The sequence below is a fragment of the Methylomonas sp. PHL2-19 genome, assembly GCF_059331595.1.
In genome coordinates, this window is the sequence record NZ_CP196839.1 from 3,831,279 (window position 1) to 3,846,730 (window position 15,452).

A 15,452-nucleotide genomic window follows, 5' to 3' on the forward strand; every position below is an offset into this window, starting at 1 on the left:
GTTGACGCCCAAGCTAACGAAGCTTTCGTGAATAGCAAAACACCATTCACGCCAGGCTACTAAGCTTAAAGTCCATATCTCCCCGCAAAAATAATGCCCTACACAGTCTAACCGTCGCGGACTTGGCCGCAATGGATTGTTGTAAACAAGATTGGGGGACTGTATATGCGCCAGCTCAAAGTACGCGGTAAATCACCTCTAGGTACGTGGGCGCCCTAGCGGCATCCGCCTCCCTCCAAGCGCTTGACGCGGCATTTCTGCAGCCAACGTATTACACCGGTGACATACAGCAACAAGGGCACGAAGCCTATTAGTAGAATGATTAACTGCCCGGTTAGGCCAAATGCCTCACCTGTATGTAATGGATAAAGCCATTCGACAAAAACATCACCACTGGATTGTGAGGATCGGTCCCGTAACGCCAGAACCTCACCACTATATTGATCGATCCAAATCCGCCGTTGCGCTTGAAGCCGATTCGGTTCACCGGGCGCTCGTTTACCAACTTCGTAACTGCCGGTTGCATCGTTTGGGAACACGATGTAACGAAAGTCGCCCTCGGGGCAATTTGCGTCAACGATCTGTTCCAGTTCGGACAAGCTGATGGTTTTGGGAGTGTCGAGATTCTGCGGCGGTCGGCTGGCATATTCCGGCCACGGCGAGGCAACCTGTGAGAATAAACCAACCAAGCCTCGGCCATAAATGGGAAATTCCAGATAAATGCCAGTCGCGACGATCACGAGCAAAACGATGCTGCCGTAGACACCACATATCTTGTGCCAGTCGTAAACCAAGCGCTCACGGCTGGTTTTAGGTTTTAAGGTCAATGCCGAGCGAAACTTGCCGGTTAGCGGCCACCAGACGATCAACCCCGCCAGTACCGACAACAACATCGCAATGCCCACCCAGCCAATCAGTGTCATTCCATTTTCGCCGAAACCCAGCGAGTAATGCAGCCGCAATACGAAATCCAGCAGCGGATCGCGCCAAATCCTGTGAAAATCGATTAGCAGACGTTGGCCGGTAACTTGCGCGCGGTAGGGATCGATGAAGATTTGGTGGCGTTCCGGATAATCCCGGCCCGGCGAAGTTTGCTCAAACCACAGCGCAAAAGCTAAACCTTCGTGCCGCGGATAATCCAGATTGATGGCTTTCGCGCCGGTCGGCAGGGCTTTGATGCCCGCCGCGACGATGGCGTCCAGTGGCGCCCGGCCAGTGGACGCTTGCCGGCTAATGGCCCTGACATCCGCGTTCAGCCACTCGTCCAGTTCATGTCCAAAAGCCAAAATACTGCCGGTCAAACCGATAATCACGAATATGGCCCCGGCAAACAAACCCAAGTAACGATGCAGGAACAGCCAGAATTTTCGGCGGTGTTTTCTTGCCGGTATCAACATAAATATAAAATGCTGAAATTAATACTCAAGACGAATCGACCCCATAAAACTTCTCGGTGCACCGATTGCGATAAAGTTGCCGCTGTTAGTGCCCCCGTAATAGCCTTTATCCAATAAGTTATCGGCATTGATTTGCGTGGTGAGTTTGGTTTTTCCAATCTTCATTTGATAGCTAGCTAGCAAACCCACTGTCATATATCCAGGCAATTGAAAAGAATTATCCGCATCGCCCTGACGCTGATCCACACCAGATACCCCGGCTCCAAACTTTAAACCGTGTAAAGAACCTGTTTGAAATTCGTAGGTATTCCAAAAACTACCTGAATGTTCGGGGGCGAGAAACAACCGCTTTCCGGTATTAGCCAGGCCGCCGTTACTGTCATTGTCTTTGGTGATTTTTGCGAAAGGCGTGTAGGCGTATGCGGCAATCATATTCCAGCCGGGCATTATCTCGCCGGACAGCTCGAACTCGACACCACGGCTTTCCGCTTCGCCGGCGGCACGTGGGAGAAATAGCGGTGCCTGAATGCCGGCTACGCGAATATTCTGTTTTGTCAGATCAAAATAGGAAATCGTACTGCTTAATCGTCCGTCAAAAAACTCGGTTTTGATGCCGGTTTCCCACTGTTGTGCTGTTTGCGGGGGTAGCCTTAAACCGTCAGATCTAAATAAGGTGCTGGAGGGGCCGAAGTTTTCAGTGTAACTTCCGTATACTGATAACCACTTCATAGGATGCCAGAGTAATCCCCCTCTTGGGCTCAGATAATCTTCATCGGAAGTCACCTTGCCAAGTATGTTATCTGATCCCTGAGCGCTGTCGTATCGAACTCCGGCCAATGCATGCAGATGGTAAGGCAACTCAATTTGATCTTGAATATATAAACCGTACCAGTCTTGGGTATAGCTGCCTTTAAATGAATTTGCGGAATCCAGCACCGGCACATTGGCTAAATATGACGGACTAAAAATATTATAACTTGGTGCGGATTGGCAGCAGTTGCCAACAAATTTATCATCAATTATAAAATGATCAAACCCAAGCAGAAGCTGATGGTGCACGCCAGCTGTATCAATTTTGCCGGACAAATTTAAGCTATTAAAATATCGACCGGAGTCATTTTCCGGCCCAAGATTCAAAAACCTGTCAACATCCCCGTTATTACTGGCGGCACCAAAAAATAAAGACATGGTGCTGAAATCATAATTTTCATAGTTAAACCGATGGCTAATTTTCCAGTTGTCATTAAACTCATGCGACCAATTAAACCCAACTAATACCCTGTCCCCTTTGTTTTTACTCAGAAGCGGCTCGTGCAAAGCGGTATTAATTGGTACATTGGCTGGACGAGTGCCAATGTTTGTAATTCCTGGATCATTGGTTTCGTCAAAGTGTTGGTATTCCAATTCAAACGTCGCTTGCGTGCGCTGACTGATATTCCATTTTAAGACCGGCGCAATGAACACGCGCTCATTGTCGACAAAATCACGGAACGATCCCGCGTTCTCGTACGACAGGTTCAACCGGTACAGCAAGGTATCGTCATTGGTTAGCGGCGCGGAGGCATCAATTGTGGTTCGGTAAAAGTCGTAAGAACCGAACTGTTGTTGAAGCGAATAATATGGCGTCGACAGCGGTTGCTTAGTAACCATATTGATAATTCCACCCGGTTCGGAACGGCCAAACAATATCGATCCCGGACCTTTCAGCACCTCTACTCGTTCAAGATTGGCCATCTCGCGCTTGGTTGTTCCGCCACCCAAAATGGTTGGCAACAACATGCCGTCTCGGTACGTAATATTGTTTTGAAATCCGCGAATAATGAATCCGTCGGTGGTCCCTTGATTTAACGAACTGGTATTAACACCGGCGACGTTGCGTACTGCTTGATCCAAACGCACTACCTGCTGATCTTCCAGTACCTGTTTCGGCACCACCTGTACCGAGAACGGTGTCTCCATAATCGGCGTATCAGTCTTAGTTGCTGTAGAAGCATTGGGCAAACGGTAATCCGGGTTATATGGATCCGTTGAATCATAAACCGCCTTCCCTACCACCTGCACCGCCGGCATGGTCTGCGGCCCTAGATTGTTGTGCAGTTCCGCCGCTCGCGGCTGCAAGGTGATAGCCCCTTCGCCGGTCGTCACGGCCTGTAGCGGCGCGTCACCCAATAATATCCTGATCGCCTCGTCGGCGGTGTAGTCGCCTTGTAGGGCGCGGCTGCGCAGATGGTCGGCAATGTCGGTGCCGTACATCAGTTGCTGCTGGCTTTGCCTGCCGAACATCAGCAAGGCCTGGTTCAGCGATTGGGCGGGGATGTCAAAATGGTGTTTGCCGGCGGCTTCGCCGAGGGCGGTTTGCGAGATCAGCGCCGCGAGCAAGGCGGCTTTGGCAGCATGGCGCCGGATTTTGCCGGCTGAGACGGGTTTGCAATGCTTTGCGTTGGACATGGATTCTCCTGGTTTCGGTCTGATTACACGGCAGCAATTGGGCTGGTGTTAGTTAAGACGGAAACTTTTTGAAAACCCACATCGGGCGGTCATGGAATTTTTTCATCGGGAGAAATCGGCGACGGCAAATTGAGAGTGGGCGTTAATGCAGGCCGGTGTTTGCCGCAGTATCGTAGGATGGTTAGAGCGTAGCGAAACCCATCTTTAACTAAGCCAGTCCCAACTCGCCGTATCGAAACCAGAAAAATACGGCTTGTTCTCTGTAATAAGGAGTGTCGTGGTGGAATTGGAAAATGATTTGAGGCGGGAATAAACTCTTGATGATGGGTTTCGCTACGCTCTCGGCAACTGCTCCATGCGTTGCTCTAGCTCCTGCATCCATGCAGTCGTCCCCACCCTTGTATGATGAATTTTAACAACCGACAGCGCAGAAAAACCGATTAAGCTGTGATTGTTCATTGGGAGGCCGTCCCATCCTGAGGACTGATCCTTGATCAGAGCCTGTCGTGTAGATTGGCCCCCGCCCTATTCACCCATACCGTGGAGTATCCGAGGCTTAGAGCCTGCATACACAAGGAAGGAAGGTAGGTGCATGCGCAGTGTAGTGGTCTAATAATAATGGACACCGAGATAGGTTGATAAACTATCAATCTAGAAGGTGAACCTAATGAAACAAGAAAGACGAAGTTTTGATGCGGCGTTCAAGCTGCAAGTAGTGAAGATGATCCAGGAGCAAGGACTGACGGTGGCTCAGGTTTGCCAGGAACTCAAACTGGGTGAGACGGCGGTGCGTCGCTGGTTGAAGCAGGTGCAGGCGGAGCAATCCGGTCAGCCGGGTATGGGCAAGCCGTTAACCCCGGACCAGCAGCGGATTCGGCAGCTGGAACAGGAAAATCGGCAACTGCGTTCGGATAACGAACTGCTCAAAAAGGCTTCGGCCTTCTTTGCCAGAGAACTGCGATGAAACACCAAGTGATTCAGCAGCTAACAGCAGAGAAGGCCGTCACCGTACAACAGAGCTGCCAATTGCTGGGCGTCAGTCGATCTGGACTGTATGCGGCCCGACGGCGCGTTCGGCAGCCGCAAGCGCTTTGCGGCACGCGGGTTCGGCTGCGGAGCCTGTTTGACGCCACGGGTCAATGTTATGGCAGTCGCCGTCTGCGTAAAGAATTGGCGGGACAGGGCGTTGAGATCGGCCGCTATCGTGTGCGCAGCCTGATGAAGGAACTCCAGCTCAAGCCGATCTGGAAGCCCAAATTCGTGCATACCACCGACAGCAATCACAATCTGCCGGTGTACGAGAACGTGCTGGATCGCCAGTTTGAACAGACTGAGGCTAATCGTGCCTGGGTCTCGGACATCACGTATATTCGGACCCTGAGCGGCTGGCTGTATCTGGCGGTGGTGTTGGATCTGTATTCGCGCAAAATCGTGGGCTGGGCCATGGCGCCGAATATGCCGGCGGAACTGGTTTGCACGGCCTTGCAGATTGCCATCGCCCAGCGCCGACCGCCGCCGGGCCTGATCGTGCATTCCGACCGGGGCAGCCAGTACGCCAGTCACGAATACCGGGATTTACTGGCACGCCATGGTTTTCAAGGCAGTATGAGCCGTAAGGGCAACTGCTGGGACAATGCGGTGATGGAGCGCTTTTTTCTGAATCTGAAGATGGAGCGCGTCTGGCGCCGCCAGTATGCCAACCATACCGAAGCCAGCCGCGACGTGACCGACTATATCGTCAATTTCTACAACAGTCGGCGCTTGCATTCGTCACTGGGCTACCTGCCGCCCAATGGCTATGAAATGAAAATGGCAGATCAACAACCTATTTGGCTGTCCGAAAAAAGTTGACCACTACACAGGGTCGGGAACCGGTGAATAGTGTACTTCCCTTTAACTGTATTCAAAAACGATTATGACGAACCACCCGCTCAACACCACCGCTGAATCTATCCCTCGCCTGTTTGCCGGCGTGGATGTGGGCGCCGATGAATTGGTGCTGGTGATCCGCAAGAACGGCAAGCCGTTCGATTCGCAAAAATATGCTAACACTCGTAGCGACCGTACCCGGTTGGTCAATAAGCTGATCAAATTATCCGGCATCAAGGTCTGTCTGGAAGCCACCGGTATTTACCATTTCGATCTCGCTATTGCGCTACACGACGCCGGTGTACCTGTGATGGTGGTCAATCCCAAGGCTTCGCATCACTTCGCTAAGGTATTGATGAAAAACAGTAAAACCGACGCCGTCGATGCCAACACCTTGGCCGAATATGTCGAGCGCATGGATTTCGTCGCCTGGACTCGTCCTTCGAATCAAGCGCTGACTTTGCGCGGCTATGCTCGCCGTATCGACGCGCTAACCGGTCAGAAGGCCGCCGCGAAAAATCATCTACATGCGCTGAGTGCGACCGAGGAAACGCCGAAGGCCCTACTACGCGATGCCAAATTGGCGATTAGTCAGCTGGAAAAACGCATCGATACGTTGGCTGGCGAGGCGCTGGCGTTGATCGACCAGCATCCGGAACTGCAACGAATATTCGACCTGTTGACCGGCATCAAAGGCATGGCCCAAACCAGCGCCATTGCCTTGATGGGCGAACTACTGCTATTGCCGCCCAACCTGTCGCATCGCGAATGGGCCAAGTTTGCCGGACTCGATCCCAAGGCCTTTGAGTCGGGCAAAAGCGTACACAAGAAAATGCGGCTATCCAAGGCCGGTAACCGGCATATTCGTTCGGCGTTGTATATGCCGGCCTTGAGTGCCAAACAGCACGATCCGCATGTGCGAGCGTATTTCCAGGATTTGATCGACAACGGCAAGAAACCTTTGCAAGCCGTCTGCGCCGTCATGCGTAAATTACTGCATGCGATCCATGGCATGTTGAAGCACGATCAGCCGTTCGATAACACGCGGTTTTATGCCATCCCTGAATCCATCATCGCCGAGTAAAAGATGATGAAATTTGTTGCTTTTGAACAGAGTATCTACTTTTCATTACTCCACCCAAATCCTGACCATCAAGCGCCTCACGGCGCAATCATGCCATTATGCAAATAACTTTCCTCGTAATTAAACACGATGTTCGCGTCCGGCAAGACTAGCGCTTCGTCCTTGCCTTTGTAGTCCAAACGAAACAATAAATCCTTGATGATATTGATCCGTGCGGCTTGTTTATCGTCGGATCTAACGACAGTCCAGGGCGCGGATAAATGGTGGGTTCTGGCAAACATGATATTGCGGGCTTCGCTGTATTGCTGCCAGTGTTTCTGTGCTTCCTTGTCGATGGGGCTGATTTTCCATTGTTTCAGCGGATCTTTTTGGCGTTGTTTTAAGCGTTCATTTTGTTCGGCTTTGCTGATGTCCAGATAGTATTTCAGCAATTTGATGCCGGAGCGCACCAGCAACTGTTCGTAATGCGAGACGGTTTCGATGAACTCGTGGTATTCGTCGTCGTTGCAAAATCCCATCACCCGCTCCACGCCGGCCCGGTTGTACCAACTGCGATTGAACAACACCATTTCCTGGGCGGCCGGCAAATGGTGGGTGTAGCGTTGAAAATACCAGGTACTGAGATCGCGGTCGGACGGTTTACCCAGTGCCACCACCCGGATTTCCCGAGGACTAAGATGTTGAATGATGCGCTTGATGGTGCCGTCTTTACCGCCGGCATCGCGGCCTTCCAGGATGATCAGGATTTTGTCGCCATGCTTGATGATGTGATTCTGCAACTTGACCAGTTCCACCTGCAATTGCTGCAAGGTATCTTTGTAGACCTGTTTGTCGGACTTTGGTGGGTGCTTTTTACTCATATTTACCTGCCTGTCTAAAAGGGTTTCCACCGTTCCGGCTTATTCAACCGCGTTGTCGCTCACTGCCCATTCTCACCCGCAAAATCAGATTTTTCTTTTGCTTCCTGAGTTCAAGAATGTCTTCGACGTTTTTTTCGTTGAGAACCTGATTCTTTAAATACAACACGTCGTTACAAATAATCTCGGCGGCTTCCATGCCTGCTTGCAACTGGGTCCAGGAAATTTCGATAATCGGCCGTTCGTCGACAGTTTCCGATTCGGCGAGCAGCGCCAGAAAGGTATCAACCACCCGTGGGTCGTAGTCCTTGGCTTTTTTGCTCAGCAGCCGCTCTTTCACTTGCTCGGTTGTCATCGCGGTGCCGGTGATCGAGCCGTCCAGATAATTGATATAGTCACGCACCAGAGTCAATATCCTGGTACCCAAGGGTATCTCCGCGCCCGCCCAACCCAAAGGTTGGCCGGAACCGTCGAAATGCTCGTATTGGGCGGCGATGAGCTCGGCGGCGTTATGCAAGGGTTCCAGGCCTTTTAATAGCGTTTGCCCTTCCAAAGCGTGGTTTAAGTAGCGTTTGCGTTGCTGGCTGTTCATGCTTAACAAAGCCTGGGTCAGCAAACTGTCCGGCAAACTCATTTTGCCGATTTGCAGCAACAGGCCGGCATAAACCAAATCCTTCAGCTCGGCGGCGTCCATGCCCAGCCGCCGCCCGACTTCCCTGGCATTTTCCGCCACATATTTGGCATGTCCGCTTTTGATGCCCGGCCGCATTTCGATGGTTTTGGCGAACACCTTAACCGAATCGGCATACTGTTTTTTCAAGGCATCGTGGGCTTGATCGATCATCTGCAAGGACTTTCTCAACTGCTCGGTGCGTTTTTCGACCTTGTCTTCCAAACCGGCGTTCAGCTCTTTCAGCTCCTGGTTTTGCCGGTTGATAATATCAAACAGCTGCCGACGTTCGTCGCGCAGGCGCTTTTGTTCCAGCGCGTTGTTCACCAGAATTTTCAGTTCGTTGTCTTCCCAAGGCTTGCTGCAATAACTGTAGATCTTGCCTTTGTTGACGGCGGCGATGGTCGATTCAATGTCGGCATAGCCGGTCAGTAAAATTCGCACGATATTCGGCCAACGTTCAGCCGCCCGGGTGAGAAACTCGGCCCCATCCATCTGCGGCATGCGCATGTCGGAGATAATCAGATCGATAGGCTGTTGCGCCAAAATCTCCAGGCCGTCGGCGCCGCTCTCCGCCATATAGACTTGATATTCCGCACCGCGAAACAGGCGTCGCAGGGCCTTTAAGACATTGGGTTCGTCATCAACGAATAATAAACTGGCAACGGTTTGGGGGTCTGGGGATAGCTCGGTCATGGCGCGGCTGCGATAATCGTTAACTGGCAGGGCTACGGGTCGGCAAATAAATCCGGAACCGAGTTCCTCGGCCTATTTCCGAATCTATCTCGATACGACCATGATGGTCCTGGATGATTTTGTACGATAGCGACAAGCCCAGGCCGGTACCTTTACCGACCGGCTTGGTGGTAAAAAACGGATCGAATATCCGCATTCGGGTTGCCTCGCTCATACCTTGGCCGTTATCCTCCACGTCCACCCAAACCCAATCGGCATCCTGATAACCGGTACGCACCGTGATTTTGCCGAAATCTTCAATGGCTTGCGCGGCGTTGACCAATAGATTCATGAATACCTGATTCAACTGCGCGCCAACGCATTCGAAAGGTTTGATACCGCCGTATTCCTTCACCACTTCGGCCTTGTATTTCAGTTCGTTGTTGACGATATTCAAGGTGGCATCAATCCCGGCTTCCAAATCGAACATCTCCCGGCCCTGCTTATCGATCCGGGAAAAATCGCGTAAATCCTGGACAATTTTCTTCGCGCGAGTCGCGCCTTCCAGCGACTCTTCCACCAGGTCGGCGGCGTCATCTTTCAGAAAATCCAGATCGACCGTATTTTTAAACTGTTTAAAAGCTTGCACGTCCGGGTGATTATCCGCCAGTTGCCCGGCCAGACGCTCAGCCAATTCGGCGGCCTTGGTGAGTTCTTGTATGTATTGTTTCAGGCTGTTGAGGTTGGAATAAATATAACCGAGCGGATTATTGATCTCGTGCGCCACCCCGGCGGCCAATTGGCCGATCGAGGCCATTTTTTCCGATTGCACCAGATGGTGCCTGAGTTTCCTGGAGTTTCTGATTGAGCAGGGTTTGCTGGTTTTTTTCCATCTGCAGCGTCTGATTCGCTTCTGTCAGCGCTTGGGTGCGCTCGCGAACCCGTTCTTCCAGTTGTTGGTTCAGTTTCAGCAAAGCGGTTTCCGCCTGCTTTTGGGTGCTAATGTCCATTCCACAGCCCATCAAGCCGGCAAATTTACCGTTCTTGCGCATCCTGGGCACAGCGGTTTCCAGAATCCAGGTTTCCTTGGCATCCTCGGTACACAGCCGGTACTGAATCTTGAACTTGGTTAATTCCTGCGCGGCTTGCTGATAGGTCTGCACCACCTTGTCCCTATCGTCGGGGTGTATCGTGTTCAGCCATTGCCGGCGGTCGACGAAACCGCGTTCGATGCGAAAGGTTTTAAACCAGAAACGATTGCAGAAAATCGGCAGGTTTTTGGCGTTGGTGATCCAGATCAGGGCCGGGAGATGGTCGGCAAGTTCCTTGAAACGCTCTTCGCTTTCCCGCAAGGCCGAATACAAATTGCTGTGCAAAATATCGACATGTTCATCCTTATCGATACTGACTTGCTCGGCGTCGATGCCTTGATTAAGGCTGATCGCCATCAACTTGTCGGTTTTTAGAATATGGTGGCAAAGCCAATCCACCAAAAAATCCAACAGATCCTTGGAAATGACCGAAACATCGGATTGCGCCTCGACATGCACTTGCTGCATTTTATCGATAAATTCTTGATGTTGCTGGCAATGCTGGTCCTGCATCCGCGGATTGAAGCCTGCCTCCATCATCAGTTGCTCTTCGTGTTGGAAGTGCTCGACGGTATACTCGACCAACTGCTTGACGGTTTCCAGCACGGTTTGCAGGTCCGCGCCCAAGGCGTTTAGTTCATCCAGGCGATTAATCAACGCGACCAGTTGCCGATGCTGATTATCCACACTTTCTATACCAACCAATAGTTGGTCGTTCCACGTTAAAATACTCATCCGCGATCCATTCTCAGGAGGGTCAAGTCTGATTGCCGACGTTTGGCATTATGGCACAATGCATTTACGCTGTCGGTTATTTCAAGACTCAGGTTTATTGCTATGGATATTCAAGATTTCGACGGTTTACAAGCCTTGCTGGATTCAACGTTTCCGAAAACCTGTCGCAGTTGCGGTTACGTATATCTCTCGGCCGAGCAGTTTTTCATCGAAACCCAAGACATGCCCCATGGCCGTTCATCGTTACGGTCGGCTATTGAGGACGATGGCTTAATTCTAGTGGAAGTATTCAGAAACTGCCGCTGCGGCTCTACGCTGATGGATGAATTCGGCTGTCGGCGCGACCAAAACCAGAACGGCCTGCAGCAGCGTCTGGCTTTCGAGACGATACTGCGGGCCATGCAAACCCGAAACATTCCCGCAGACGTGGCCCGCATGGAGATTATCAAATTTTTACAAGGCCAACCTAATACGCTGGTGGCGCTGCTGAATATTGAACTGTTGCCCTAAGCAGCAACCTGCTCAACCCTGCAGGGCTTCCAATTCATCCCAACGCTGATAGGCCTGACTTAGATCGGCCTCGGCGGTCTGCAATTGCGCCAGCTTGGCAGCCACAGCCTCCGGGCTTTGCTTATAAAAACCGGCTTCGTTCATTTCCGCTGTCAGCTGGGTTTGCAATGTTTCCAGTTGTTCGATCAGCGCCGGCAGTTGCTCGAGTTCCCGTTGTTCTTTAAAGCTAAGTTTCTTGGCCGGCGCGGTTTTGGGCTTTTCTTTTTTCACCGCTTGTTCGGCAATCTTTACTGCTTCGGCTTTTTTGTTCTGCTCCATCAGGGCAAACCAATCGGCATACCCGCCGATGTATTCTTCCACCCTGCCCTCGCCTTCGAACACCAACACACTGGTGACGACGTTATCTAAAAACTCTCGGTCATGGCTCACCAGCAGCAAAGTGCCCTGATACTCGACCAGTTTTTCTTCCAGAATCTCCAGAGTTTCCAAATCCAAATCATTGGTGGGTTCGTCCATCACGATCAGATTGGCGGTCTTGGTAAACAGGCGCGCCAGCAGCAACCGATTTTTCTCGCCGCCTGACAGGCTTTTCACCGGCGAACGAGCGCGGGCCGGCGCGAATAAAAAGTCGGCCAGATACGACATCACGTGGCGTTTGCCGTCCGGCGTATCGACAAACTCGCCGCCGTCCAGCACGCTGTCAGCCACAGAGATTTCCGGATCAAGCTGTTCGCGCAATTGGTCGAAATACGCGATTTGCAGATTGGTACCCAGCTCTATCGTGCCGGTGGTCGGTTGCAATTGGCCCAGCAGCAACTTTAATAAAGTGGATTTGCCGGCACCGTTATTGCCGATTAAACCGATCTTGTCGCCGCGTTCGATGCGCAGCGAAAAATCCTTGATGATGGGTTTGTCCTGATATTGAAAATTGACATCAATGGCTTCGACGACTTTCTTGCCGGAGGCTTCGCCTTTATTCAAACTGAGCTTAGCGGTGCCCTGGGTATTGCGCCGTTCCGAGCGCTCGGCGCGCAATTTCTTCAGCGCTCTAACCCGTCCCTCGTTGCGGGTCCGCCGGGCTTTGACGCCCTGGCGAATCCAGACTTCTTCCTTGGCCAGCTTCTTGTCGAACTCGGCGTTTTGATTGGCTTCGTCTTCCAAAGCCGCCGCCTTGCGGGTCAAATAGTCTTGATAATTACCGGCCCAGGAAGTCAATTGCCCGCGATCCAGATCGATAATCCGCGTCGCCAGTTTTTGTAAAAATGCCCGGTCATGGGTGACAAACATCACCGCACCCTGGAAGGCCAGGATTTGCTCTTCCAGCCAGGTGATACTTTCAAAATCCAAATGGTTGGTCGGCTCGTCCAGCAACAACACTTCCGGCTCGATGACCAAAGCGCGCGCTAGTGCGACTCGACGTTTCCAGCCGCCGGACAAACTGCCGACCAGCACGTCCGCCGGCAATTGCAGTTTGCTCAATACCGCTTCGACGCGGGTTTGAAACTCCCAGCCATTGTCGGCTTCCAGCTTATGTTGCACATCGCCCAGGGCTTGCAGGGATTGCTCGCTGCCATCCATATGGCTCAATAATTCATGGTAACGGGCGATCACCCGGCCCAATTCGCCAAGTCCACCAGCGACGGCTTCGTAGATTGTGTCGTTTTCGTCCAGATTGGGCGATTGCTCCAGCCAGGCTAAACGCAATTCCGGCTGTTTCCAGATTTCGCCATGATCGGCATGAATATCGCCGGCGATAATTTTCATTAAAGTGGATTTGCCTTCGCCGTTGCGGCCCAGCAGGCCGACCCGCTCGCCGGCGTCGAGTTGAAAGGCGGCGTTATCGAGCAGCGCGTGGGTGCCGAAGGCGATGGAAACATTGGTTAAACGGATTAAAGGCATTTGTTTTGTAGGTAACGTCTGAGTAAGTCCAGCGCGAATAAAGCCGCCTGGTTTTGTTTGGTTTTAAGGGCGCCATAGGCGCTTAGCTGGGTCGAGACCACGCCGCTGGGTGTGGCTAAGGCATTGTAAAGGACTATGGCTTTATCCTTATCCCGGTAATCTTCGGCGCTGCCGGCAAAAAGCTGAACTAAGGCAAAATCGGTTTGCTCGCGAGCTTTCAGCTGTTCCGCCCAAATTTTGGCGATAGGCAGTAAATCGCCGCCCCCCGCTTCGCCTGCGCCGGTGTTGCGTCCCCAATCCAGATTGATTTCTACGCGCCTTAGCCAGTCGCATCCCAAGCATTTGGCAGCTAACCGGCCTTGGCTGGCGGTTTCCAGCAAGGCGAGCGAATAAGATTTCCGGCTCATGGCTTTGCTCACGACATCCAGCAGATCGCCCTGCGCTTCGTCCAGGCCATCAATGGCAAACACGTAATCGCCGATTCTGTCCGCCACGGTGGCCACGCAATCACGCTTTTCGTGCTCGGGGAAATTACTGGGAAACAATAGTTTGGTCTGCACTTCATCGGGCGCGGCACGAAACCCCAGTTGCACACCCGCTGGCAAATCAATATCCACCAAGCATTGCTGAATGGCCGATTCGCCTATGCCTAGGCTGCGCAAGCTGACCAAACACGCCGGCTGTAGCTCAAAACCCTGCAGTAATTGCGGCCGAACTAGCGAGGTAAACATATTCTTCATTTCCGACGGCACACCCGGCAGACACACGAACCAGCAGCGTTTGAATTGCAAGGCAAAGCCCGGCGCGGTGCCGTAAGCGTTGTCGATACGTATTGCCGACTGCGGCAGCATAGCTTGCTTGCGATTTGCCGCCGGCATCACGCGATTGCGGCGGGCGTAATATTGTTGAATGTCGGCAAAGGCCTGATCGTCGAATCGTAAAGGCTGACCGCTGGCGATACTGACTGCTTCGGCGGTTAAGTCGTCGATAGTCGGCCCCAAACCGCCGGTGCAAATACAGCAGTCGGCGCGCTCGGCAATTTCCGTGAACAAGGCCACCAAATCGTCCACGTCATCGCCCACTGCGGTGTGGCGTTTCAGCGTAAAGCCCAACTCAACCAATTGCTGGGAGAGCCAGGCGGCGTTGCTGTCCACGGTTTGCCCGCAGACAATTTCCTCGCCTTGCGAGAATATTTCGGCAATCTGTTTCATAACACCCGATACCAGAGCGGTAAGCTCACTAAACTCAAGGCCGTCGTCACCGTCACGGCCATCGCATATAAACCGCTGTCCAGCTTATAGCGGTCGCATAACACGATGCCCATCACCATACTCGGCATGGCTATATCCATCACGGCCGCCGCCCTGGGTTGACCAGTCAAATTGAGCAGGTTTGCCAGCCACAAGGCAATCAGCGGCATCAAGCCTAGTTTAACTAATGCAGTGGGGACGATGAACGGTACGTTGCGCAGGCGTATATCCCGCCAGCTAAGCGCCAAACCTAACGAAAAAATCATCAACGGAGCGACCGCTCCGGAACATTTTTGCAGTAAGCCGGCCACCCAAAACGGTATCGGCACCTGATTGAGGTTTAACACGACCGCGACAAACGCAGCCCAGAACGGCGGCGCATTGAAAAATGCCAACACCGATTTTGGCTTAGGTTCGCCGCTAGCGCCGTAATGGCGGGCCAGCATGATACCCAAGGTATAGACCAACGGCGCTTCGGCAAATAAATCGATCTGAATGACCAAAGACCGGGTCCAGTCGCCGAAAATCTGCTCCAATACCGGCAAGCCCAGATAGGTGACGTTTGGAAAAGCCGCCGCCAAAATCACCGCCCCGGTTTGCGGGTTTTTAAATTTAAACAACTTAGCAAGCAGCCAAGTCGCCAAAATCGACAACAAGATGCTGATAAAACCCAATGCGGAGTATTGCAGCGATTGCCAACCAATATCGGCCCGCCACAGCACCTCCAGCACCATAACCGGCATAAAAAAATAGTACACCACGCTGGTTAATACCAACCGGGTCTGGTCCGCCGTCAAGCGGTTAGGGGTTAATACTCGCCAACCGGCACCGCACAGCATCAGCGCGGTCATTTGCATCAAGGTTGTATTCATGCCGCGCATTTTATCAGGCTGGCGATGCTGCCACCCGGCTAAAGCATTCCGATCAACCAAGGCCCTTAAATTTTCCGGATGCGTGTCCCGCAAGA

Annotated in this window: 12 protein-coding genes; 3 read left to right on the forward strand and 9 right to left on the reverse strand. The window is 52.3% G+C overall.

Going from position 1 to position 15,452, the window contains the following annotated elements; genetic code table 11:
* Nucleotides 1-215: 215 nt before the first annotated feature.
* Nucleotides 216-1,397, reverse strand: a complete 1,182-nt coding sequence (locus tag ACR02O_RS17615) for a PepSY-associated TM helix domain-containing protein (protein WP_319961994.1) — start codon at nucleotides 1,395-1,397, stop codon at nucleotides 216-218.
* An 18-nt stretch (nucleotides 1,398-1,415) separates the two neighbouring features.
* Nucleotides 1,416-3,845: a TonB-dependent siderophore receptor gene (locus ACR02O_RS17620; protein WP_494522101.1), complete on the reverse strand. Its 2,430-nt coding sequence runs from the start codon at nucleotides 3,843-3,845 to the stop codon at nucleotides 1,416-1,418.
* Nucleotides 3,846-4,512: 667 nt separating this feature from the next.
* On the opposite strand from ACR02O_RS17620, the gene ACR02O_RS17625 reads away from it, so the two are divergent.
* Together ACR02O_RS17625 and ACR02O_RS17630 are read left to right on the forward strand one after the other, a co-directional pair.
* A protein-coding gene (locus ACR02O_RS17625) for an IS3 family transposase (RefSeq protein ID WP_458137018.1) occupies nucleotides 4,513-5,696 on the forward strand; the annotation gives its coding sequence in 2 pieces (ribosomal slippage) (nucleotides 4,513-4,777 and nucleotides 4,777-5,696; 1,185 coding nt in all).
* Nucleotides 5,697-5,760: 64 nt separating this feature from the next.
* Entirely contained in the window at nucleotides 5,761-6,798 is a 1,038-nt protein-coding gene (locus ACR02O_RS17630) for an IS110 family RNA-guided transposase (protein WP_458138193.1), read from the forward strand.
* A gap of 77 nt (nucleotides 6,799-6,875) precedes the next feature.
* Here ACR02O_RS17630 and ppk2 read toward each other — a convergent pair whose 3' ends face one another.
* Genes ppk2 through ACR02O_RS17650 form a run of 4 tightly spaced genes read right to left on the reverse strand, consistent with a single transcriptional unit; the run spans nucleotide 6,876 to nucleotide 10,826 of the window.
* Nucleotides 6,876-7,658: a polyphosphate kinase 2 gene (gene ppk2, locus ACR02O_RS17635; RefSeq protein ID WP_458139402.1), complete on the reverse strand. Its 783-nt coding sequence runs from the start codon at nucleotides 7,656-7,658 to the stop codon at nucleotides 6,876-6,878.
* A 43-nt stretch (nucleotides 7,659-7,701) separates the two neighbouring features.
* Nucleotides 7,702-9,021, reverse strand: coding sequence for a response regulator c-di-GMP phosphodiesterase, NosR family (gene nosR, locus ACR02O_RS17640; RefSeq protein ID WP_494522102.1), 1,320 nt, complete (start codon nucleotides 9,019-9,021; stop codon nucleotides 7,702-7,704).
* Between the two features lie 19 nt (nucleotides 9,022-9,040).
* Nucleotides 9,041-9,817 (reverse strand): ATP-binding protein, encoded by a 777-nt coding sequence (locus ACR02O_RS17645; RefSeq protein ID WP_494522103.1) that lies wholly within the window; start codon nucleotides 9,815-9,817, stop codon nucleotides 9,041-9,043.
* On the reverse strand, nucleotides 9,768-10,826 hold the full coding sequence (locus tag ACR02O_RS17650; protein WP_494522104.1) for a bacteriohemerythrin: 1,059 nt from the start codon (nucleotides 10,824-10,826) through the stop codon (nucleotides 9,768-9,770). The genes ACR02O_RS17645 and ACR02O_RS17650 overlap by 50 nt, the downstream gene beginning before the upstream one ends.
* Before the next feature lie 102 nt (nucleotides 10,827-10,928).
* On the opposite strand from ACR02O_RS17650, the gene ACR02O_RS17655 reads away from it, so the two are divergent.
* Complete coding sequence (locus ACR02O_RS17655; protein ID WP_494522105.1) at nucleotides 10,929-11,336, forward strand: hypothetical protein; 408 nt, start codon at nucleotides 10,929-10,931, stop codon at nucleotides 11,334-11,336.
* 12 nt (nucleotides 11,337-11,348) lie between these two features.
* Here ACR02O_RS17655 and ACR02O_RS17660 read toward each other — a convergent pair whose 3' ends face one another.
* From ACR02O_RS17660 to ACR02O_RS17670, 3 genes are read right to left on the reverse strand one after another with little or no spacing between them, the layout of a single operon-like run.
* Nucleotides 11,349-13,235: an ATP-binding cassette domain-containing protein gene (locus ACR02O_RS17660; RefSeq protein WP_494522106.1), complete on the reverse strand. Its 1,887-nt coding sequence runs from the start codon at nucleotides 13,233-13,235 to the stop codon at nucleotides 11,349-11,351.
* A complete protein-coding gene (locus ACR02O_RS17665) occupies nucleotides 13,226-14,446 on the reverse strand; it encodes a competence/damage-inducible protein A (protein ID WP_458139399.1) in 1,221 nt (406 codons plus the stop codon). The genes ACR02O_RS17660 and ACR02O_RS17665 overlap by 10 nt, the downstream gene beginning before the upstream one ends.
* Nucleotides 14,443-15,357, reverse strand: a complete 915-nt coding sequence (locus ACR02O_RS17670; RefSeq protein ID WP_033157484.1) for an AEC family transporter — start codon at nucleotides 15,355-15,357, stop codon at nucleotides 14,443-14,445. Before ACR02O_RS17670 ends, ACR02O_RS17665 begins: the two co-directional genes overlap by 4 nt.
* Between the last annotated feature and the right edge of the window lie 95 nt (nucleotides 15,358-15,452).